Source organism: Glycomyces endophyticus, from assembly GCF_039531525.1.
Taxonomy (GTDB): domain Bacteria; phylum Actinomycetota; class Actinomycetes; order Mycobacteriales; family Micromonosporaceae; genus Glycomyces; species Glycomyces endophyticus.
Window position 1 is genome coordinate 691,076 of the sequence record NZ_BAAAQF010000004.1, and the last position, 20,454, is coordinate 711,529.

A 20,454-nucleotide genomic window follows, 5' to 3' on the forward strand; every position below is an offset into this window, starting at 1 on the left:
CCCCGGTCAGAGGTTGCCGCGCTTCGCCTGCTCCTTCTCAAGGGCCTCGAAGAGCGCCTTGAAGTTGCCCTTGCCGAAGCTGAGCGACCCGTGCCGCTCGATGATCTCGTAGAACATCGTGGGCCGGTCCTGCTGCGGCTTGGTGAAGATCTGGAGCATATAGCCGTCCTCGTCGCGGTCGACCAGCACTCGCCGCCGCTGGAGCTCCTCGATCGGGACCCGCACGGTGCCGATCCGCTCGCGCATCTCCGGGTCCTCGTAGTAGGCGTCCGGGGCCTCCAGGAACTCCACGCCGCGCTCGCGCATCGCGTCGACCGCGGCGAGGATGTCGCTCGTGGCGAGCGCGATGTGCTGCACGCCGGGGCCGCCGTAGAACTCCAGGTACTCGTCGATCTGGGACTTCTTCTTGCCTTCGGCGGGCTCGTTGATCGGGAACTTGATCTTGCGGTTGCCGTTGGCGACGACCTTGCTCATGAGCGCGGAGTACTCGGTGGCGATGGCGTCCTCGACGAACTCGACGATGTTCGTGAAGCCCATGACCCGCTCGTAGTACTCGACCCACTCGCGCATCCTCCCGAGCTCGACGTTGCCGACGATGTGGTCGATCGCCTGGAAGAAGCGCTTCTCGGGCGGGGCCACCATGGGCTCGGCGGCGACGAACCCGGGCAGGAACGGGCCGGTGTACCTCGACCGGTCGATGAGGACGTTCCGGGTCTCGCCGTACGTGCCGATGACGGCGCGGCGGATGGTCCCGTGGTCGTCGGCGAGGTCGTGCGGGGCCTCGATCGCGATGGCGCCCTGCGCGACCGCGTGCGCGTAGTTCGCGTCCACGTCGGGCACTTCGAGGGCGATTTCGATGACGCCGTCGCCGTGGCGGGCGTAGTGCCTGGACGCCTCGGAGTCGGCGTCGGTGCCGCCGGCGAGCACGAAGACGACGCCGCCGGACTTGAGCGCGTACTCGGCGTGCTCGCGGTGGCCCTGCTCGGGGCCGCGGTACGCGAAGAGCGTCATGCCGAACGCGGTCGAGTAGTAGTGGGCGGCCTGGCGGGCGTTGCCGACGAAGTACCGCACGTGGTCCCAGCCCTTGATCGGGAAGGCGTCCTCGCGGATGTCGTGGTCGACGGCGCCGACGAGCGCGGCGTCGGCGGAGCGGCTGGCGGTGTCGGTCATGGCGGCCTCCTGCACGGTCTCGCGGACTGGTCCCGAAGGGGCGGCGCCCCCGTGTGGCCTTGATCATTGTTCACGTCAGGGCACTGGGCAAGCAGTTCCGCGAAAGCTGGTCAACTTGCGCAGATGTGCCAGTAGGAAGGCGCATACACTGGTCATCATGACCAGTGGAACCGGCATCGACGCCCTCGATGCCAAGCTCATCGAACTCCTCGAGGCCGAACCGCGCATCGGGGTCCTGGAGTGCGCCCGCCGGCTCGGCGTCGCGCGCGGGACCGTCCAGGCGCGGCTCGACAAGCTCGCCGCCCGCGGCGTCGTGCGCGACTTCGGCCCCCGTGTGGACCCCGCGGCCCTCGGCTACCCCGTGACCGCGTTCGTGACCCTCGAACTGCGCCAGGCCGTCGGCCACCAGCCCATGGCGCAGCGCCTCGCCCGCATCCCCGAGGTGCTGGAGGCGCACACCGTGACCGGCGCGGGCGACATGCTGTGCCGGATCGTCGCGCGCACCAACGCCGAGCTCCAGGACGTCATCGACCGCGTCCTCGCCAGCGAGGGCGTCCTGCGCGCCACCACCGTGATCGCGCTGGCCGAGCAGATCCCCCACCGCACGCTGCCGCTGGTGAAGGAGGCCGCCGGGCGCTAGGGCAGGTCCGGGGCGCGCTCGGCGAGCCACAGGCGCGCGGCGACCACGAGGGCCTCCACGCCGGTGGAGAGCGTCGGCTCGATCTCGGGCGCGAAGTGCGGCGAGTGGTTGCCCGGCAGGGCGTCCAGGTCGCCGGACTCGAACGCGGCCACCGCGGTCGCCTGGTCGAGCCCGCCCCAGAACCAGAACACCGTGGGCGCGCCCGCGGCCGCGCCGAAGACGCCCACGTCCTCGCTGGCGGCGACGAGCGGCATCGGCAGGAGCCGCCGCTCCCCGAAGTGCTCCTTGAAGGCCGCGACGGTCACCGCGGTCGCGTCGGGGTCGCTCACCAGGAGCGGGGCGCTGTGGGTCCAGGTGATCTCGGGCGGGTGGGGGGCCGCGCCGGCCTCCGACTCGGCGTCCACGATCCGCTCGATCGCGGCGCGCACCCGGTCGCGGACCTTCGCGTCGTAGCTGCGCACGTTGATCCCCAGCTCCGCGGTGTCGGGGATGATGTTGTCCTTGGCGCCGGCCTGGAGGCGGCCGACGGTGACCACCGCGGGCTCGGACGGCGGCACCTCGCGGGCGACGATCCCCTGGAGCCGCACCACCGTGCTCGCGGCGATGAGGACCGGGTCGATCGCGGCCTCGGGCCGGGAGCCGTGGCCCCCGCGGCCGTGGATGACGACGGCCGCGGTGTCGGAGGCGGCCATGACCGGGCCGCTCGCGTGGCCCACGAACCCCGCGGGCAGCGGGGCCACATGCTGGCCGAGGACGATGTCCGGCTTCGGGAAGCGCGTGAACAGCCCGTCCGCGACCATGTCGCGCGCGCCGCGCGCCAGCTCCTCGGCGGGCTGGAAGACCGCCAGGAGCGTCCCCGACCAGCGGTCGGCGGTGCGCGCGAGGTGCGCGGCGGCGCCCGCGAGGCACGTCGCGTGCATGTCGTGCCCGCAGGCGTGCATCACCGGGACGTCGCGGCCGTCGGCGTCGGTGGCGCGGACGGCGCTCGCGTACGGCAGGCCGGTCTTCTCCTCGACCGGGAGCGCGTCGAAGTCGGCGCGGAGCATGACCACCGGGCCCTCGCCGTTGGCGAGGACGCCCACGACGCCGGTGCCGCCGACGCCCTCGGTCGTCGCGAAGCCCGCCGCGCGCAGCGCCTCGGCGGCCTTCCCGGCCGTGCGGTGCTCCTGGAGCGACAGCTCGGGGTGCGCGTGCAGGTCGCGGTAGAAGTCCGCGAGGTCAGCGCGCGTCCCCTCGTCGAGTACGTCCCCGGCCATGGCGCCCCCTTCGTCCCGTTGCGCCTGAATATAACCGGATCGGCGGTGCGGGAGGCGGGAATCGGGGCCCGGTCAGTCGAGGGCGGGCAGGATCGTGCCGGTGACCTCGCCGAGGCCGACGACCTCGCCGTCCGGTCCGGGCGCGGTGGCCGCGATCGTCACGGTGTCGCCGTCCTCCAGGAACGCGCGGGACTCGCCGTCCCCCACGGTCACCGGTTCCCGGCCGCCCCAGGTGAGTTCGAGGAACGAGCCGCGCTGGCCGGGCTCGGGGCCGGAGACGGTGCCGGAGGCGTACAGGTCGCCGGTGCGCAGCGACGCGCCGTTGACCGTGAGGTGGGCGAGCATCTGCGCCGGGGTCCAGTACATGCCCGCGAACGGCGGGCGGGCGACCTCGGTGCCGTTCCAGCGCACCGACAGCGACAGGTCGTACGCGAACCGGTCGGCCTCCTGGAGGTACCCGAGCGGGGCCGGGTCCTGGACGGGCGCGGCGGTCCTGGCGGCGGCGAGCGCGTCGAGCGGGGTCACCCAGTGGCCGACGGAGGTCGCGAAGGACTTGCCGAGGAACGGGCCGAGCGGCACGTACTCCCAGGCCTGGAGGTCGCGGGCGGACCAGTCGTTGACCAGGACCGCGCCGAAGACGTGCTCGGCGAAGTCGTCGGGGCCCACGGGCGTGCCGAGGTCGGTGCCGACGCCGACGACGAAGCCCACCTCGGCCTCGATGTCGAGGCGGGCGCTCGGGCCGAACTCGACGGGCCCGTCGGGGGTCTTGCGCTGGCCGCGCGGGCGGATCACGGGCGTGCCGGAGGGCACGACGGTGCCGGCGCGGCCGTGGTAGCCGACCGGGAGGTGCTTCCAGTTGGGCAGCAGCGGTTCGGCGTCGGGCCGGAAGAGGCGGCCGAGGTTCGTGGCGTGGTGCTCGGAGGCGTAGAAGTCGACGTAGTCGGCGACGCGGAACGGCAGGTGCATGCGGGCCTTGTCGGCCGGGGTCAGCAGGGTCGCGATCCGGTCGCGGTGGCGGGGGTCGGAGAGGACCTCGGTGAGCTGGTGGCGCACGAGGCGCCACGCGGGCGGGCCCATGGCGAGGAACGCGTTCAGTGAGCCGTCGTGGAACGCGGGGCGGATCCACGGCAGGAAGAACGTGCCGGTGGCGAGCGCGCGCAGGTCGAGCACCCGGTCGCCGATGCGGACCCCGATGCGCGGGGTCGGGTCCTTGCTGGTGGAGAAGACGCCGTAGGGCAGGTGGGCGAGGCCGTACGGGCCGGGGTCGGCGCCCTCGACCCAGCTGGTGGCGGTCATTCGCGGTCTCCTTGTCGTCGGAAGGGCCTGCGCAGGAGCCCCAGGCCGGTCAGGTCGGTGAGGGGCTCGTCGACGCTGCACGAGCCGAAGCCGGTCCACAGGACGCGCGGGCGGTCCAGGAGCCGCTTGGCGCGGGCGGCCAGCGCGGCGGCGTCCTCGGAGGCGAGGATCGCGGCGATCTCGTCGACGGCGGCGTTGTCCGCGGCGGCGTCGGCGGCGACGAGGACGTTGAGGAAGCCGTGGTGGACGTGCCCGGTGGCGGGGTCGGCGGCGCGGACGGCGCGGTGCAGGCCCGCGGTGAGCTTGAAGCGCATGCCGCGGCGGCGGCACCCGTGGATCGCGGCGGCGAGGGCCTCCGGGGCGGGGAACGAGTCGGCGTCGGGGCCGCCGGTGCGGAACTTGGGGGTGAACCCGGTGGGGCGGACGGCGTCGAGGGCGTCGTCGTCGAGGGGGATCTCCGCGTACACGGGCTTCCCGGTGAGGGGCGCGAGGCGGTCGAGGGCGTGCCGCGACTCGTAGTGGGCGACCTCGACGTGCGGTCCGAGGGCGGCGAGCGCGCCGGGGAGGGCCTCGGGGTCGCCGTCGACGATGACGCCGATCCGCAGCGCGCTCCGGCCGGGGTCGAGGTCGGCGAGGCGGGTCTGCGGGACGAGGAGCGGGCCGACGAGCGGGGCGAACCAGGACTGCCGGTACCCCCGGTGGGCGGGGACGGCGGCTCCGAGCGGCGCGTTCCCGGGCGGGAAGAGCGCGGCGTCGTCGATCAGGTCCCGCAGCGCCGCGGGGATCTCTCCGGCCATGTCCAGAGCCTAGAGCCGTTGCGCGCGCGGGTCCAGCGGTCCGCGCACGCGGTGCGCGGAGCGGTCGAAATCGGGCTGCGCGGGGGTTATCCTCGGGTCATACCGTGCTGGAGGCGCCACCCACGGCCTCCACGGGAACCGACAAAGGAGTCGTCGTGCCGTTCTACCGTTCGGTCGGGCAGATCCCCGACAAGCGACACACGCAGTTCCGGCAGTCCGACGGGAGCCTGTACTCCGAGGAGCTCATGGGCCAGGAGGGCTTCTCCTCGGACTCCTCGCTCCTGTACCACCGCTTCCGCCCCACCGCGATCAGCGCGAGCACCGAGCACCGCCCCGAGGCGGCCGAGCCGTCCCCGAACCACCCCCTCAAGCCCCGCCACTTCCGCACCCACAAGCTCGACGCCGCCGGCGACGCGGTCTTCGGCCGCGAGCACCTGCTGTCCAATGCGGACGTGCGGATCTCGTACGCGGTCGCCGATCGGCCCTCGCCGCTGTACCGCAACGCGATCGGCGACGAGCTGCTGTACGTCGAGTCCGGTGCGGCGCACGTGGAGACCTCGTTCGGCGCGATCGACGTCGCGCAGGGCGACTACCTGGTCATGCCGATGTCCACGATCTACCGCGTGCTCCCGCAGGGCGGGGAGCCGCTGCGCACGCTCGTCGTGGAGTCGACCGGCCACATCACCCCGCCGAAGCGGTATTTGTCGGTGCGCGGCCAGTTCCTGGAGCACTCCCCGTACTGCGAGCGCGACCTCCGCAGCCCGGAGGAGCCGCTGCTGGTCGAGGGCGAGGACGTTGAGGTGTTCGTGCAGCACCGCGGCCGCGGGTCGTCGACCCTGTGGACGAAGTTCACGTACGCGCACCACCCGTTCGACGTGGCCGGCTGGGACGGGTGCCTGTACCCGTGGGTGTTCTCGATCCACGACTACGAGCCGATCACCGGCCGCATCCACCAGCCGCCGCCCGCGCACCAGGTGTTCCAGGGCCCGAACTTCGTGGTGTGCAACTTCGTGCCGCGCAAGGTGGACTACCACCCGGACGCGATCCCGGTGCCGTACAACCACCACAACGTCGACTCCGACGAGGTGATGTTCTACTGCGGCGGGAACTACGAGGCGCGGCGCGGATCGGGGATCGAGCAGGGCTCGATCTCGCTGCACCCCTCCGGGTTCACGCACGGCCCGCAGCCGGGCGCGCCCGAGCGCTCGATCGGCGCCGAGTTCTTCGACGAGCTGGCCGTCATGGTCGACACGTTCCGGCCCCTGGAGCTGTGCGAGCCGGCGCTGGACGTCGAGGACACGAACTACGCCTGGACGTGGAACCGCGATCCAGGCCTGTAGCTCCCGGTGACGGGGCCGCCCGGACGGGCGGCCCCGTTTTCCGCGCCCGGCCCGTGGCGCGCGGGATCGGTCGCGTCGCGGTCGGTCCGCGCGGCCCGATGCTGGTTTTTCCGCTCGCGCGCGGCGGCGGCGGGCCGCTACATTGGACGGGCCGACCGCGGGACTCGGGTGCGATTCCCGGATTCGTTTTGTGAGCGTTCTCTCGCCATCGCGCCCATCATTCCCCGGTCGGCACCCCTGCTCCCCCGACCCCGAAGGCCCCCATGGAGACCGTCGCCGACCTCGTCGCCGCCGAAGACGTGCTGCTGTTCGTCAACGCCGCCGTCGCCGCCACCGGCCAGGACGAGTTCCACACCGGCCGCGAGGCGCAGGCGTGGTCGGTGGACTTCCTGCACGAGTACATGCTCGTGAACTACCGCGACCTGTACGCGGCGGTGCTCGCCCTCGGCATCAACGACCGGAACAAGGCGCGGATCGTGCTGCGGCTGCTCCAGACCGGCGCCGACGCGACGCCCGCGCAGCGGGCGGTCGAGGGCCGGCTCATCCGGCGGGCGCTCCGCGACCTGCCGGTGAACCGCGTGTACCGGCTGTTCACGGCCCTGAAGCAGGCCAAGGTCAACAACCGGCGCACCCGCGCGGTCATGCGCGAGTGGCTGACGGCCCGCACCGACCTCGGGTTCGAGGCCGTGAAGTACCGCGGCGCGCTCAAGCGCGCGGCCCTGCACGCCCACCTCGACCTCGACGGACTGCCCGGCGACGCGGAGGGCGAGGTCGCCGCGTTCCTGTTCGACCCGAAGCGCCGCTTCGCGACGCCGCTGTTCGAGACCTGGCGGCGCGCCCACTACGAGCGCGCGGCCGTGTTCGAGCTGCCCTACACCGTGGCCGAGGGGTTCGCGGCGAGGCACCGCATCCCGCGCGCGGTGTTCCTGGAGCAGATCGCCCCGAAGCTCACCCGGAACGAGCGCCTGCGGCTCCAGCGCAGCGGCGGCGCGGCCGTGGCGCTCGACGCCGCCGCGCTCGGCCGGATGCCGCTGACCCGCCTGGCCGCGTACGTGCTCGCGATCCCCGAACGGGAGCGCGAGGAGCGCCGCGAGGAGCTGCTGGGCGCGCTCCGCGCGTCCGCTCGGAAGGCCGCCGGGGACCGGGCCGGCACCTGGGGCCGCGTGGCCGCCGTCCTCGACGACTCGTACTCCGCGAGCGGTTCGACCGAGAAGCGCCGCCGCCCGCTCGTGGTGGCGCTCGCCGCGCACGTCCTCCTCGACGCCCTCGCGGGCGAGTACCGGCCGCTGTGGCTGTCGGGGAGCGAGGACCCCCTGCTCGTGAGGGCCCGCGGCGTCACCGCGCTCGGCGAGCGGATCGTCGACGCCCTGGAGACCGCGCCGCAGACGCTCGTCGTCGTCTCCGACGGCTGGGACAACGCCCCCGCGAGCCTCGCCGCCGAGGTCCTGCGGGTGTGGACCACGCGGCTCGACCCCGAGCGGCGCACCGCGATCGTGCACCTGAACCCGGTGTTCGACGCCGACGGCATCGGCGTGCGCCGCCTCGCCCCGAGCGTGCCGACCGCGGGCGTGCGCGACGCCGAGGACCTGCCCGAGCTCGTGGCGTTCGCGCGCTTCGACGACGGCCGGGTCGGCCTCGCCGAGCTGCGGGCCGCCGTCGACGCCCGCGTGACGCGCTGGCTGGAGGAGGAACCGTGGGCCGCTTGACGTTCGCGGGCCTGGAGACCCGGCCCGGCCAGGTGTGGGGCCAGATCCGGCTGGTGCCGCTCGTGCGCGAGCGGCCCGTGGAAGGGCTGCGCATCCACCCCGGCGCGCTCGCCGACACCGGGACACCGCGCGACGGCTGCTGGTACGTGCCGCACGGCCTCACCGCCGAGTGGACCGGCGACGGCTCGGGCGTGCCCGAGCTCGGCACCGCGCTCCGCATGCCGACGACCACGGTGCACGGGTCGCGGCGGCCCCGGGCGAAGTCGAAGTTCGGCGAGCGGCGCACCCGCGTCCGCTTCGTCCCCCGCCGCGGCGCCCTGGAGACCTACCTGCCGATCGCGTTCAAGGCCCCGGTCATCGCATGGGAGGAGTGGTCGACCCGCGCGTTCCGGCACGGCATCGCGCCCCAACCCGACCGCACCCACCTGGGATTCCTCGTCGACGGCCTCGGCGACGCCCTGCGCGTCTTCGAGATCCACCCCGGGCAGTGCGGCGTGCTCGTGTACGTCGCCGACGCCCTCTCCGGCGTCCTCGTCACCCCGCACCCCGACGACTACCGGGCCCTCCACCCGACGCTCATCGAGGACTCCTACGGGGAGCTGATCTGGCGGTACTCCATGCTGTACCACTCGGCGCCGGAGTTCGAGCCCCGCCTCGACGCATCCGAAGTGGACTCGATCGCGGACCTGCGGGCACAGGTCGCGGCCGTTCAGCGCGACTGGGCCGAGTTCCACGACGGCACCCTGGCCGGCGGCCTGCTGGGCCCCGACTACCACTTCGCCGAGGCGTACGCGATGGCCGGCTTCCGGCTCGTGCGGTACCGGCCCTCGTTCAGCGCCGGCACCGAGACCCATGTGGGCGAGGCGATCCTGGACGCGAAGGGCCGCCCCGCGTTCCTCCAGTCGTTCCGCCTCTCCGAGACCCAGGTCCGCCGCGGCCGCCTCCTCGAAGCGCTCGCCGCGAACGAATGGCACCTCGACCGGACCGCCGACCACCTCGGCCTCACCAGGCCGGCGCTGGTGGCGCTGCTGCACAACTCCGGTCTCGACTGGATGCTCCGCCGCGACGTCGTCGACCGCGAACTGGCCGCGCGCCGCCGCGGTCAGTAGGCCCGCAGCCGCTCGACGAGGACGGCGCTGTCGAGGTCGCCCGCGGGCCGCCACTCGGCGGCGTGGACCTCCTCGGTGCGCGGCCGCAGCTCGCCGCGCGTGCAGCGGAACAGGTACCGCACGTCGTAGTGGTCGTGCGCGCCTTCGCCTCTGCGCGGATTCGCCGGGATCGGGTGCACGTCGACGTGGATCGGGAACCGCTCGATGAGCTCCAGGCCGATCGGGTCGAGGCCGGTCTCCTCCACGGCCTCGCGCAGCGCCGCGGCCGGGAGGGACTCGTCGCCGGGTTCGAGGTGGCCGCCGGGCTGGAACCAGCGGTCGAGGGCTCGGTGGTGGATCAGGAGCACCGCGCCGCACTCGTCGAGGACGATCGCCGAGGCCGTCACGTGGCCGGGCAGCGTCGCGCGGTCGAAGCCGTCCTCGGAGTCGAGGTCCAGGAGGGGCTGGACCTCGTCGGCGGACTCGGGGAAGCGGTCCAGGTAGGCGGTGAGCTGTTCGCGCAGGTGGGCGATGGTGATGGGCACCCGGCCATTCTGCCAGCGCGGCACGGGGGTGAGGCGGACCCCCGGTCCAAGAGGGAGGGCAGCATGATTCTCTGCGCCCGCGCCGCTGCCTACGTTGAGGGAACAGGAGATCCCCCTCATCGGAAGGCGATGCGATGACACCCCTCAAGACGATGTTCACGACCGGCGCGGTGGCGGTCGCGGCCGTCGCTGCGGTCGCGCTGGCGCCGCCCGCGCCGGCCGCGGCCCAGGCCCCGGGCCTGGTCGAGACGGAGGTGACGTTCACCAGCGGCGACCGCGAGATCGGCGCGACCGTGATCGCCCCCGAAGGCGCGCAGGGGCTTCCCGGGGTCGTGCTCGTCCACGGCGCGGGCCCGGGGCCGGACCGGGACCGGTACCGCGCGAACGCGGAGGCGTTCGCCGAGGCCGGGATCGTGGCGATGATCTACGACAAGCGCGGCGGCGACGACGGCTACTCGCAGATCGAGGGGTCCGTCGCGGACCTCGCCGACGACGCGAACGCCGCCGTCGAGGCGCTCCGCGCCCGGCCCGAGGCGGACCCCGGCCTGGTGGGCCTGCACGGGCACAGCGAGGGCGCGTGGACCGTGATCGAGGCGTCGGCGCGCTCCGACGCGGCCGCGTTCGTGATCACCTCCGGCGGCAGCGCGCTCACGCCCGAGGCGACCCAGGCGTGGATGAACCGCAGCGAGCTGGCCCGGCAGGGCGTGGACGAGCGGCTCGGCGAACCCCTCGGCGTGCAGTGGATCGCGGCGCTGGTGGCCGACGACCTGTTCCGGCTCCACGGGTACGACCCGCTCCCGCCGCTGCGGGAGCTGGACCGGCCGTTCCTCGGGGTGTTCGCGGAGTTCGACCTGAACACGCCGTCGGGGCCGACGATGGAGCGGTACCGGGACGCGCTCGACGCGGGCGGGAACGGGAACTACGCGCTGCGACTGATCCCGGGCGTGGACCACCGGATGGTGCCCACGGTCGACGGCACCAAGGGCGAGGACTACGACCGCGATCTGATCGACCGGAGCCCGGGCGGGTACGTCGACACCGTGACCGGGTGGATCCACGGCCTCGCGGCCGGCGAGTCGGGCGTGGTGGTCGACCCGATCCCGGCGGCGGCGGTCGAGCCCGGGCCGGTGGCGTCGCCGCCGTGGTTCGCCACGGCGTACGCGCTGGTCGCGGAGGTGGCGCTGTTCGCGGTGCTGTTCCTGGCGTATCCGGTGGCGGCGCTGGTGCGGAGGATCGGGAGGCGGGGTCCGCTGGAGGCGACGTGGGCGTCGCGCACGGTGGCGTCGATCGGGGTGCTGCTGCCGGTGCTGGCGGCCGGGTACGTCGGCTGGATGCTCGTCACCGGTGCGCAGAGCCTGCTCGGGCCGGTGGTCGCGGGGCGGCCGCTGCCGTGGCTGGTCCTGGAGGTCGCGGCGGTGGTGACGGTGCTCGCGGCGGTCGCGCTCGCGGTGCAGTGGGGGCGGCGCCGGGCCCGGATGAGCGGGGGCTCGCAGGTGCGGTTCGGGATGCTGCTGGCGGGTGTGGCGCTGCTGATCCCCTGGGGCGCTTACTGGGGGCTCGTGGTCTAGGGACGGGTGCGGAGAGGGACGCCCGGCGGTGCGCCGCCGGGCGTCCCTGGTGTTGGAGGCCGTCACGGGTGCTGTCGTCGGGGTTCCGTGGGCGGGAGCTCCTGTCGTCGCCGCCGCGCCGTCGCCGGTTTGCATAAAGCGTGTATATACTTTCCTTATGGTTTCACGGAGCCCCGAGGGCATCGACCAGCTGGCCGCGCGCCTCGTCTCCCAGGGGAGCCGGTTCGCGCGCACCGCCTCGCGCCGGGCCGGCACGCAGCGGTCCCTCATCGCCCTGCGCGCGCTCGCCAACCTCCAGCAGGAGGGCGACCTGCGCATCGGCGAGCTCGCCGTGCGCGAGGCGATCACCCAGCCCGCGATGACCGCCGCCGTGAACCGCCTCGAAGCCGACGGCCTCGTCGCCCGCGGCGCCGACCCGGCCGACGCCCGCGCCACGGTCGTCAGCCTCACCGAGGCCGGGGCCGCCGAGCTCCACGAGTTCCGCATGCGCGCCGCCGCGAAGGTGCGGCCCGCGCTCGAATCGCTCGGCGAGGCCGACCTGGCCGTGCTCGCCCGGGCCGCCGACCTGCTCCAGGAGCTCGCCGACCGGCTCAACCAGGAATGAACCCCGGGGCCCCGCCCCGTGCACAAGGAAGAAGCGCCCGAATGCCCGAATCGAAGCAGCCGTCGATCCTGCGCCAGCCGACGGCGGTGTGGGCCATCGCGTTCGCCTGCGCGGTGTCGTTCATGGGGATCGGCCTCGTCGACCCGATCCTGCCCGCCATCAGCGAGGGGCTGCACGCCTCGCCGTCCCAGACGATGCTGCTGTTCACCAGCTACCTGCTCATCACCGCGGTCGCGATGTTCTTCAGCGGCTTCATCTCCAGCCGCGTCGGCGTCAAGCGCACGCTCGTGGTCGGCCTCGCGCTCATCGTGGTCTTCGCCGGCCTCGCCGGCGCCTCCGACACCGTCGGCCAGATCATCGGCTTCCGCGCCGGCTGGGGCCTGGGGAACGCCCTGTTCATCTCGACCGCGCTCGCCGCGATCGTCGGCGCGGCCAGCGGCGGCTCCCGCCAGGCCGTGATCCTCTACGAGGCCGCGCTCGGCATCGGCATGGCCGTGGGCCCGCTGCTGGGCGGCGCGCTCGGCGAGGCCTCGTGGCGCGGGCCGTTCTTCGGCACGGCCGCGCTCATGGCGATCGCGCTCGTCGCGATCCTCGTGCTGCTCAAGGCCCCTGACGCGAAGCCCGAACCGGTGCCGTTCACCGCCGGCCTCGCGGCCGTGCGCGAACCGGCGCTGCTGACGCTCGCGGGCACCGCCCTGTGCTACAACTACGCGTTCTTCACGCTGCTCGCGTACACCCCGTACCCGCTCGAGGCCGCGGCCGCGAAGGCCGGCATGGACTTCGGCGCGCACGAGCTCGGCCTGGTGTTCTTCGGCTGGGGCGCGGCGCTCGCGGTCACCTCGGTGTTCGTCGCCCCGATCCTGACGCGCCGGTTCGGACTGCTCCCGGTCCTGTACTCGATGTTCGGCCTCCTCGCGGTCGGCATGGCAGTCATGGGGATCGGCGTCGAATCGGTGCAGGTGCTGGTCGTCGTGGTGATCCTCGCGGGCCTGTTCCTCGGCGTGCTCAACACGGCCCTCACCGAGACCGTCATGGAGGCCACCGACCTGCCGCGCGGCGTGGCGTCCTCCACGTACTCGGGCGTGCGGTTCCTCGGCGGCGCGATCGCCCCGGCCGTCACCGGCTCGATCGCCGGGGCCTGGGGCGACGGCGCCCCGTACTGGTTCGCCGTGGCGGCCCTCGCCGCGTCGATCGCGGTGCTGGCCTTCGGGAAGCGGACCCTCGCGCACCTGACGCGCCCGCACGCCGACGCCGAGGCCGAGGCGCAGCTCATCACCGTCGGCGACGAGGTCTGAGACTCAAGCGGACTCGCGCAGCACCAGCACCGGGTCGAAGATGACCGACGTCGGGTCCGGCGACGGGTCCTCGATCCGCTGGAGCAGCAGGCGCACCATCGCGGCGGCCATCTCCTCCAGCGGCTGGCGGATCGTGGTGATCCCCGGGCGGCTCAGGCGGGCCGGGGCGCTGTCGTCGAAGCCGACGACGGCCACGTCCTCGGGGACGCGCCGCCCGTGGTCCCCCAGCGCGTGGATCGCACCCTGCGCCATGAGGTCGCTCGCGGCGAACACCGCGTCCAGGTCGGGCACGCGGTCGAGCAGCTCCTTCATCGCGCGCTCGCCGCTGTCGTAGGTGAACCCGCCCTCGACCGACGGCACGAACGGGCAGCCGTGGCGGGCCCAGCCCTCCTCGTAGCCGGCCTGGCGCTCCTGGGCCGCGGGGATCTCCATCGGACCGGTGATCGCGACCGGCCGGCGGCGGCCGACCGAGGCGAGGTGCGCGGCGGCCATGCGGCCCCCCTCGCGGTGCGCGAGGTCCACATAGCTCACCGGCGCGGGGCGGGCGGGGCGCGCGAAGCGGACCGAGGGGCGGCCCACCTCGGCGAGCATCCCGGGCAGCCGCTCGTCGGGGTACGTGGAGATCAGCAGGGCCCCGTCCGCGTTGCCCTGCTTGAAGTACGCGGTGATCGCGAGGTCGTCGGCCTCGTTCTCGGCGAGCATGAGCGCCGGGAAGATCCCCCGCGGCTTCAGGGCGCCGATGATGCCGGTGAGGAGCCGCCCGAAGAACGGGTCGGTGAGGAACTGGCCGGCGTTCAGGCTGTCGCTCAGGTCGGTCCCGGCCACGACCACGCCCACGGCCTCGCTGCGGCGGGTCACGAGGGACCGCGCGGCCCGGTTCGGGACGTACCCGGTGGCCTCGACCGCGCGGCGCACGACCTCCTGGATCTCGGGCGCCACGTTGCGGGTCTCGTTGATGACCCGCGAGACCGTCGCGCGCGAGACGCCGGCGACGCGCGCGACGTCCTCAAGCGTCGGGGAGGGATCAGCGCTCATCGACCAGTTATAGCACGCTCTCGGAAATCGCTCTCCCGCAAGAGAAGCCGCTCCCAGGGGCGAAGTTCGCGAAACGGTCGTTGTTTCGGGCGGATTATCTATATATCGAAGAACTTGACAATCTCGAAATACTCGTTTTAGCATGAGTTCATGGGAGAGCGCTCTCCCATACAGCCCGGCAACGATCCCTCCGTTCCTTCCCTTCCGAACCTCTCTGGAGGCCCATATGCAGGAACAATCCCCACCGGACCACCGCGGCTTCAGACGCCGGGCGGCGCTCGGCGGCGCGGCCGCCGCGGCCGTCGCCGCGGGCATCGGCACCGGCAGCGTCGTGGCCCGGGCGCAGGCCCAGCCCGCCGGCGCGTGCGGCGAGGACCCGGACGTGCTCCCGCCGACCGACGCCTACGACCCCGACCTCGGCCCGAACACCCTCGTGTTCGGCCCGTCAACGCCGGCCGCCGAGATCCAGAGCGCGGTCGACGCCATCACCGCTTCGATGCGCACCAACCAGTTCGGGCGCGAGCGGCACGCCGTGCTGTTCCGCCCCGGCACCTACGCCGCCGACATCGACCTGCGGTTCTACACGCAGGTCGCCGGGCTCGGGCTCCTGCCCGGCGACACCGTCATCGACGGGCACGTCCGGGTCGAGGCCGACTGGCTCCCCCAGGGCGACGACCGCCCCGACTACCTCGGCAACGCCACCCAGAACTTCTGGCGCTCGGTCGAGAACCTCGCGATCCGCAACCCCGCCGGCCAGATCGCCCGGTGGGCGGTCTCCCAGGCGGCCCCGTTCCGCCGCATCGACCTGCGGACCACCGAGATGCAGCTGTGGGACGGGTTCGAGGGCTGGGCCTCCGGCGGGTTCTTCGCCGACTCCCGGTTCTCGGGCCGGGTCGTCTCCGGCTCGCAGCAGCAGTTCTTCACCCGCAACTCGAACCTGCAAGGGGGATGGTCGGGCTCGGTGTGGAACATGGTGTTCGTCGGCACCGGCGGCGCCCCCGCGAACCACTTCCCCGACCCGTCCCACACCGTCGTGGACCGCACCCCCGTCATCCGCGAGAAGCCGTTCCTCTACACCGCGTCCGACGGCGAGTTCCGGGTGTTCAAGCCCGCGATCCGCCGCGACGCGACCGGCACCAGCTGGGAGGGCGGCGCCCCCGCGGGCACCTCGATCTCGCTGGCGGAGTTCTACGTCGTCAACCCCGGCGAGGACGTCGCCACCGTCAACCGGGCGCTCTCCGAAGGGCGCCACCTGCTCTTCACGCCCGGGGTCCACGAGTTCGACCAGACCCTGCACGTGACCGCGCCGGGGACCGTGGTCCTCGGGCTCGGCCTCGCCACGATCATCCCGACCGGCGGCCAGACCGCGATCGCCGTCGCCGACGTGGACGGCGCGGTCATCGCCGGGCTCCTCATCGACGCCGGCGAGGCCGAGTCGGACGTCCTGGTCCAGGTCGGCCCGCCCGGGTCGACCGGCGACCACAGCGCCGACCCGGTCTCGCTCCACGACCTGTTCGCGCGCATCGGCGGCGCGCACCCCGGCTCGGCGCGCGTGAGCCTCGAGATCAACTCCCGCCACGTCATCGCCGACCACCTGTGGCTGTGGCGCGGCGACCACGGCGAGGGAATCGGCTGGGACGTCAACCCGGCGGCCAACGGCATGGTCGTCCACGGCGACGACGTCACCGCGTACGGCCTCTTCGCCGAGCACTACCAGGAGTACCAGGTGGTCTGGGCCGGCGAGCGCGGCCGCACGTACTTCTTCCAGAACGAGATGCCCTACGACCCGCCGGACCAGGCGACCTGGCGCACCGGCGCCAACGGCTGGGCGTCGTACAAAGTGGACGACTCGGTGGCCGAGCACGCCCTGTGGGGCGGGGGCGGCTACTGCTTCTTCAACGTCAACCCGAACGTCGTGTGCGACCGGGTCTTCGAGACCCCCGGCCACGGCGGCATCCGGCTCACCTCCCTGGTGAGCGTGTCCCTCGGCGGCGTCGGCACCATCCGCCGCGTCGTCAACGAGACCGGCGACCAGGTCGACGCCGACTCCTTCACCAGCTACGTGGTGGCGTACCCGTGACCCCTCGAACCCGAACAGGAGCTTTGATGCGAACCCCCTTGTCCCGCAGAGCGATCGCGGCGCTGACGGCGCTGTTCTGCGCGGCCGCCGCCTGGGCCGTGGCCCTGGCGCCGGCGCAGGCACAGGAAGAGGAGGCGCTGCTGTCCCACCAGCGGCCCGCCTCGGCCTCCTCCGAGGAGAACTCGGACTACACCCCGGCGTCGGCGGCCTTCGACGGCGACCCGGGCACCCGCTGGTCCTCGCAGTTCAGCGACGACCAGTGGATCCAGGTCGACCTCGGCGGCCAGTTCGACCTCTCGCGGGTCGAGCTCGTGTGGGAGGCCGCGTACGCGACCGCCTACGAGATCCAGGTGTCGGCGAACGGGTCCACGTGGACCACCGCGTTCACCGAGTCCTCCGGGGGCGGCGGCGCCGAGTCGATCACCCTCGACGCGACCGGACGCTACGTGCGGATGCAGGGCCTCGACCGCGTCGGCGGGTACGGGTACTCCCTCTGGAGCTTCGACGTCTACGGCTGCGCCGCGGGCGGCGGCACCGAGGTCCCCGACGGGCCCGCCGAGGTCGAGGTGATCGGCTCCCAGGGGAACTGGCAGCTCACCGTCGACGACGAGCCGTTCACGATCAAGGGCCTCACGTGGGGCCCGTCCCCCGCCGAGGCCGCCGCGCTCATGCCGGAGGTCGCCGCGATGGGCGTGAACACGCTGCGCACGTGGGGCACCGACGCGTCCTCGCTGCCGCTGCTCGACGCGGCCGCCGCGCACGACGTCAGGGTCATGCTCGGGTTCTGGCTCCTCCCCGGAGGCGGGCCCGGCTCGGGCGGGTGCATCGACTACACCACCGACACGACGTACAAGAACCAGGCGCTCAGCGACATCACCGGCTGGGTCGAGACCTACCGCGACCACCCGGCGGTCCTGATGTGGAACGTGGGCAACGAGTCCGTCCTCGGGCTCCAGAACTGCTACTCCGGCGCGGCGCTCGAAGCCCAGCGCAACGCGTACACCTCGTTCGTCAACGACGTGGCGGTGGCGATCCACGCGATCGACGCCGACCACCCGGTGACCTCCACCGACGCGTGGACCGGCGCCTGGCCGTACTACGAGGCGAACTCCCCCGACCTCGACCTGCTGGCCGTCAACTCCTACGGCGACATCTGCGGCGTGCAGGAGGCCTGGGAGGCCGGCGGGTACGACCGGCCGTACGTCATCACCGAGACCGGCCCGGCCGGCGAGTGGGAGGTCCCCGACGACGCGAACGGCGTGCCCGACGAACCGTCCGACGTGGACAAGGCCGCCGCGTACACCGAGGCGTGGGAGTGCATCATCGGCCACGAGGGTGTGGCCCTGGGCGCCACCATGTTCCACTTCGGCACCGAGGGCGACTTCGGCGGCGTCTGGTTCAACCTGTACCCCGGCGGCAACCGGCGCCTGTCATTCTACGCGGTCGCCGAGGCCTACGGCGGCACCGCCCAGGCGAACACGCCGCCGGTGATCACCGGCATGGACCTGGGCCTCGACGGCCCGGTCGTCGGCGGCGAGGAGTTCATCGTGGACCTCGACGTGTCCGACCCCGACGGGGACGCGCTCGAGTACATCCCGATGGTCAACAGCGCCTACGTCAACGGCTCGTGGGACATGCTCCTCGCGGACTACACCGTCAACGCCGACGGCACGATCGCGATCCGCGCGCCCGAGATCCTCGGGGTGTGGAAGCTGTACGTCTGGGTCGAGGACGGCCACGGCAACGTCGGCGTCGAGAGCCGCTCCTTCCAGGTGACGCTCCCCGACGTCGACGGCGAGAACATCGCCCTGAACCGGCCGGCCGAGGCCTCCACGTTCCAGGAGTGGGGCGGCCTCACGCCCGCCGCGGCGGTCGACGGGGACCTCGCGACCCGCTGGGCCAGCGAGTGGGCCGACGACCAGTGGCTCCGCGTCGACCTCGGCTCCCGCCGCGACTTCGACGCCGTCCAGCTCGTCTGGGAGACCGCGTACGCCACCGGCTACCAGATCCAGGTGTCCGACAACGGCGCCGACTGGACGACCATCCACACCGCGACCGGCGGCAACGGCGGCGCGGACACCCTCCAGCTCTCCGGCGCGGGCCGCTACGTCCGCGTCCTCTGCACCGACCGCGCCACCGAGTGGGGCTTCTCGCTCTACGAGTTCGGCGTCTACACCTGATGATCCGCGGGCGGGCCGCCTGCGCGGCCCGCCCCCTTCGAAAGGAGACCGAGATGCGACTGCGACACGCCGCGATCGCCCTGGCGGGCCTCGCGGCGGCCTTCACGGCCCTGGTCGTGGCACCCACGGCGAACGCCGCCGACGAGGTGACCCACCACGAGTTCCAGGCCAACTGCACCGTCGACCACACGGCGAACGACGACCCGATCGTCTACCCCGGCGTCCCCGGGGCCTCCCACAACCACACCTTCATCGGCAACACGAACGTCGACGCCTACACCGACCTCGACGACCTCAAGCAGGGCGAGACCACGTGCCTCGTCCCCGACGACCAGTCCGCGTACTGGTTCCCGACCCTCCTGCGGGGCAGCGAGCCGATCCTCACCGACTGGCACCTGGTCGTCTACTACAAGTCCGGCATCGAGGACTACACCGCCGTCCAGCCCTTCCCCGAGGGGCTCCGCTTCATCGCCGGCGACATGACCGCCACCGAGCAGCAGTTCGCCGACGCCCCCGGCCAGGTCGAGGGCTACGAGTGCGGCGAGTCCTTCTTCAACTGGGACATCCCCGACTACTGCTCCTCGTGGCTGAACATCCGCTACCAGTCCCCCAGCTGCTGGGACGGCGTCAACCTCGACTCCCCGAACCACAAGAGCCACATGGCGTACCCCGTCAGCGGCTCCTGCCCCTCCACCCACCCGGTCCCCGTCCCGATGATCGAGTTCAAGATCCACTGGCCCGTCCAAGGCGACATGACCGGCGTCCACCTCGCCAGCGGACCCGGCTCCTCCTGGCACTACGACTTCTTCAACGCCTGGGAGCCCGACACCCTCGCCGCCATGGTCGACCACTGCATCAACGGCGGCCTCCAATGCGACTCCCGCGGCTACGACCTCTACAAACCCCACCGCGGCCAAGTCCTCGACCAGAACTACGAACTCATCCGCTGACCCGAAGGGCCCCGGGCTTCCGCTCGGGGCCCTTCCCGCGCCACCGACCCCGCACAAGCAGAAAGGCCCGCGAAAGCGGGCCTATTGGTGTTCGTATTCGGAATTGTTGGCTGGGGTACCTGGACTCGAACCAAGAACAACTGAACCAGAATCAGCCGTGTTGCCAATTACACCATACCCCAATGGTGTCGCCGCGCCTCGAAGCTGCAGGCGCCGACGGGATGTAACTGTACCGGACGCGTTCGCGCCCCTCCAAACGGGTTCCTGTGATGGGGACGACTCGGTTGAAAGGGCGCTTGCGCGTGCAGGGGGTCAGGCGGGGTGAGGGGCGGGGTCGTCGGGGCGGGGGCGCAGGTGGAGGTAGGCGAGGGCGGCGAAGGCGGCGAGGATGAGGAGGTCGGCGGCGTGGGCGATGGACTCGGTGCGGGTGATGCGGCTGAGGGGGAAGAGGGCGCCGGAGGCGAAGAGGAGGAGGCAGAGCCAGAGGGGGGCGAGGCGGGTCCAGAGGAGGGCGGCGGCGAGGGCGCAGAGGGCGAGGGGGAAGGCCGGGCCGGGGATCCAGAGGACCACGGCGGCGGCGATCGGGTGCTCGGCGGCGGCGGCGAGGGAGTCGGGGCCGGAGACGTCGAAGATCGCCTCGAAGAAGCCCTGGAGGCTGAAGGCCATGCCGCCGGCGAAGCCGGCGACGGCGAGGAGGGCGCCGAGGGCGCCGAGCCAGGGGCGGCGTTCGCCGACGCGGGTCCAGACGGCGAGGAGGCCGTAGATCCAGGCGGCGGTGGAGCACATGAGGATCGCGCTGGCGGTGACGCCGTAGCGGTCGCTCTCCCAGAAGAAGGTGGCGACGGCGCCGAGCAGGGGGCCGGCGAGGAGTGAGGCGGTGGCGAGGTGTCGGTTCATGTAGCCA

General features: G+C 72.8%; 17 protein-coding genes and 1 tRNA gene. 10 read left to right on the top strand and 8 right to left on the bottom strand.

The genetic code is table 11. The features are described 5' to 3' along the window. Nucleotides 1–6 precede the first annotated feature (6 nt). Complete coding sequence (hppD, locus tag ABD419_RS06355) at nucleotides 7–1,170, bottom strand: 4-hydroxyphenylpyruvate dioxygenase (protein WP_344483257.1); 1,164 nt, start codon at nucleotides 1,168–1,170, stop codon at nucleotides 7–9. A gap of 157 nt (nucleotides 1,171–1,327) precedes the next feature. On the opposite strand from hppD, the gene ABD419_RS06360 reads away from it, so the two are divergent. Further along, complete coding sequence (locus ABD419_RS06360; protein ID WP_344483259.1) at nucleotides 1,328–1,810, top strand: Lrp/AsnC family transcriptional regulator; 483 nt, start codon at nucleotides 1,328–1,330, stop codon at nucleotides 1,808–1,810. On the opposite strand, the gene ABD419_RS06365 is transcribed toward ABD419_RS06360, so the two are convergent. The 3 genes from ABD419_RS06365 to ABD419_RS06375 form a co-directional block, all read right to left on the bottom strand. Further along, nucleotides 1,807–3,066, bottom strand: a complete 1,260-nt coding sequence (locus tag ABD419_RS06365) for an amidohydrolase (RefSeq protein WP_344483261.1) — start codon at nucleotides 3,064–3,066, stop codon at nucleotides 1,807–1,809. The genes ABD419_RS06360 and ABD419_RS06365 overlap by 4 nt on opposite strands. A 72-nt stretch (nucleotides 3,067–3,138) precedes the next feature. Next, nucleotides 3,139–4,362, bottom strand: a complete 1,224-nt coding sequence (fahA, locus tag ABD419_RS06370) for a fumarylacetoacetase (protein WP_344483263.1) — start codon at nucleotides 4,360–4,362, stop codon at nucleotides 3,139–3,141. Next, complete coding sequence (locus tag ABD419_RS06375; RefSeq protein WP_344483266.1) at nucleotides 4,359–5,159, bottom strand: hypothetical protein; 801 nt, start codon at nucleotides 5,157–5,159, stop codon at nucleotides 4,359–4,361. Before ABD419_RS06375 ends, fahA begins: the two co-directional genes overlap by 4 nt. A gap of 155 nt (nucleotides 5,160–5,314) precedes the next feature. On the opposite strand from ABD419_RS06375, the gene ABD419_RS06380 reads away from it, so the two are divergent. The 3 genes from ABD419_RS06380 to ABD419_RS06390 all read left to right on the top strand — a co-directional run bounded on the left by ABD419_RS06380 (nucleotide 5,315) and on the right by ABD419_RS06390 (nucleotide 9,314). Further along, nucleotides 5,315–6,499 carry a homogentisate 1,2-dioxygenase gene (locus ABD419_RS06380; protein WP_344483268.1) on the top strand — a complete coding sequence of 395 codons (1,185 nt, stop codon included), beginning with the start codon at nucleotides 5,315–5,317 and terminating at the stop codon, nucleotides 6,497–6,499. A gap of 263 nt (nucleotides 6,500–6,762) precedes the next feature. After that, the gene (locus ABD419_RS06385) at nucleotides 6,763–8,205 is read left to right on the top strand and encodes a hypothetical protein (RefSeq protein ID WP_344483271.1); all 1,443 of its coding nucleotides are present in this window, start codon (nucleotides 6,763–6,765) and stop codon (nucleotides 8,203–8,205) included. Beyond that, nucleotides 8,193–9,314: an ARPP-2 domain-containing protein gene (locus ABD419_RS06390; protein ID WP_344483274.1), complete on the top strand. Its 1,122-nt coding sequence runs from the start codon at nucleotides 8,193–8,195 to the stop codon at nucleotides 9,312–9,314. Before ABD419_RS06385 ends, ABD419_RS06390 begins: the two co-directional genes overlap by 13 nt. On the opposite strand, the gene ABD419_RS06395 is transcribed toward ABD419_RS06390, so the two are convergent. Continuing rightward, nucleotides 9,308–9,838 carry an NUDIX hydrolase gene (locus ABD419_RS06395; protein WP_344483276.1) on the bottom strand — a complete coding sequence of 177 codons (531 nt, stop codon included), beginning with the start codon at nucleotides 9,836–9,838 and terminating at the stop codon, nucleotides 9,308–9,310. The two genes, ABD419_RS06390 and ABD419_RS06395, sit on opposite strands and share 7 nt — an antisense overlap. Before the next feature lie 134 nt (nucleotides 9,839–9,972). On the opposite strand from ABD419_RS06395, the gene ABD419_RS06400 reads away from it, so the two are divergent. The 3 genes from ABD419_RS06400 to ABD419_RS06410 all read left to right on the top strand — a co-directional run bounded on the left by ABD419_RS06400 (nucleotide 9,973) and on the right by ABD419_RS06410 (nucleotide 13,305). Next, nucleotides 9,973–11,406 (top strand): alpha/beta hydrolase family protein, encoded by a 1,434-nt coding sequence (locus tag ABD419_RS06400; protein ID WP_344483279.1) that lies wholly within the window; start codon nucleotides 9,973–9,975, stop codon nucleotides 11,404–11,406. A 157-nt stretch (nucleotides 11,407–11,563) separates the two neighbouring features. Beyond that, nucleotides 11,564–12,010 carry a MarR family winged helix-turn-helix transcriptional regulator gene (locus ABD419_RS06405; RefSeq protein WP_344483282.1) on the top strand — a complete coding sequence of 149 codons (447 nt, stop codon included), beginning with the start codon at nucleotides 11,564–11,566 and terminating at the stop codon, nucleotides 12,008–12,010. Nucleotides 12,011–12,051: 41 nt separating this feature from the next. Then, nucleotides 12,052–13,305 carry an MFS transporter gene (locus ABD419_RS06410; RefSeq protein WP_344483285.1) on the top strand — a complete coding sequence of 418 codons (1,254 nt, stop codon included), beginning with the start codon at nucleotides 12,052–12,054 and terminating at the stop codon, nucleotides 13,303–13,305. 3 nt (nucleotides 13,306–13,308) lie between these two features. Here the strand turns inward: ABD419_RS06410 and ABD419_RS06415 are convergent, their stop codons facing one another. Further along, nucleotides 13,309–14,340 carry a LacI family DNA-binding transcriptional regulator gene (locus ABD419_RS06415; protein WP_344483288.1) on the bottom strand — a complete coding sequence of 344 codons (1,032 nt, stop codon included), beginning with the start codon at nucleotides 14,338–14,340 and terminating at the stop codon, nucleotides 13,309–13,311. A gap of 226 nt (nucleotides 14,341–14,566) precedes the next feature. Between ABD419_RS06415 and ABD419_RS06420 the strand changes: the two genes are divergently transcribed. From ABD419_RS06420 to ABD419_RS06430, 3 genes are read left to right on the top strand one after another with little or no spacing between them, the layout of a single operon-like run. Continuing rightward, complete coding sequence (locus ABD419_RS06420) at nucleotides 14,567–16,420, top strand: hypothetical protein (protein ID WP_344483291.1); 1,854 nt, start codon at nucleotides 14,567–14,569, stop codon at nucleotides 16,418–16,420. Between the two features lie 26 nt (nucleotides 16,421–16,446). Next, the gene (locus ABD419_RS06425; protein ID WP_344483294.1) at nucleotides 16,447–18,600 is read left to right on the top strand and encodes a discoidin domain-containing protein; all 2,154 of its coding nucleotides are present in this window, start codon (nucleotides 16,447–16,449) and stop codon (nucleotides 18,598–18,600) included. 53 nt (nucleotides 18,601–18,653) lie between these two features. Continuing rightward, nucleotides 18,654–19,550, top strand: coding sequence for a DUF1996 domain-containing protein (locus ABD419_RS06430; RefSeq protein ID WP_344483297.1), 897 nt, complete (start codon nucleotides 18,654–18,656; stop codon nucleotides 19,548–19,550). 107 nt (nucleotides 19,551–19,657) lie between these two features. Here the strand turns inward: ABD419_RS06430 and ABD419_RS06435 are convergent. Both ABD419_RS06435 and ABD419_RS06440 read right to left on the bottom strand, forming a co-directional pair. Next, nucleotides 19,658–19,732 (bottom strand) — tRNA-Gln (locus ABD419_RS06435). A gap of 130 nt (nucleotides 19,733–19,862) precedes the next feature. Continuing rightward, on the bottom strand, nucleotides 19,863–20,447 hold the full coding sequence (locus ABD419_RS06440; RefSeq protein WP_344483299.1) for a hypothetical protein: 585 nt from the start codon (nucleotides 20,445–20,447) through the stop codon (nucleotides 19,863–19,865). Nucleotides 20,448–20,454: the final 7 nt, after the last annotated feature.

Excerpts from the sequence above, each read along its gene's own strand:
- ABD419_RS06430 (WP_344483297.1), top strand. The coding sequence starts at position 18,654 with ATGCGACTGCGACACGCCGCGATCGCCCTGGCGGGCCTCGCGGCGGCC.
- fahA (WP_344483263.1), bottom strand. The coding sequence starts at position 4,362 with ATGACCGCCACCAGCTGGGTCGAGGGCGCCGACCCCGGCCCGTACGGC.
- ABD419_RS06365 (WP_344483261.1), bottom strand. The coding sequence starts at position 3,066 with ATGGCCGGGGACGTACTCGACGAGGGGACGCGCGCTGACCTCGCGGAC.
- hppD (WP_344483257.1), bottom strand. The coding sequence starts at position 1,170 with ATGACCGACACCGCCAGCCGCTCCGCCGACGCCGCGCTCGTCGGCGCC.
- ABD419_RS06415 (WP_344483288.1), bottom strand. The coding sequence starts at position 14,340 with ATGAGCGCTGATCCCTCCCCGACGCTTGAGGACGTCGCGCGCGTCGCC.
- ABD419_RS06440 (WP_344483299.1), bottom strand. The coding sequence starts at position 20,447 with ATGAACCGACACCTCGCCACCGCCTCACTCCTCGCCGGCCCCCTGCTC.
- ABD419_RS06385 (WP_344483271.1), top strand. The coding sequence starts at position 6,763 with ATGGAGACCGTCGCCGACCTCGTCGCCGCCGAAGACGTGCTGCTGTTC.
- ABD419_RS06360 (WP_344483259.1), top strand. The coding sequence starts at position 1,328 with ATGACCAGTGGAACCGGCATCGACGCCCTCGATGCCAAGCTCATCGAA.
- ABD419_RS06375 (WP_344483266.1), bottom strand. The coding sequence starts at position 5,159 with ATGGCCGGAGAGATCCCCGCGGCGCTGCGGGACCTGATCGACGACGCC.
- ABD419_RS06410 (WP_344483285.1), top strand. The coding sequence starts at position 12,052 with ATGCCCGAATCGAAGCAGCCGTCGATCCTGCGCCAGCCGACGGCGGTG.
- ABD419_RS06400 (WP_344483279.1), top strand. The coding sequence starts at position 9,973 with ATGACACCCCTCAAGACGATGTTCACGACCGGCGCGGTGGCGGTCGCG.
- ABD419_RS06425 (WP_344483294.1), top strand. The coding sequence starts at position 16,447 with ATGCGAACCCCCTTGTCCCGCAGAGCGATCGCGGCGCTGACGGCGCTG.
- ABD419_RS06405 (WP_344483282.1), top strand. The coding sequence starts at position 11,564 with ATGGTTTCACGGAGCCCCGAGGGCATCGACCAGCTGGCCGCGCGCCTC.
- ABD419_RS06420 (WP_344483291.1), top strand. The coding sequence starts at position 14,567 with ATGCAGGAACAATCCCCACCGGACCACCGCGGCTTCAGACGCCGGGCG.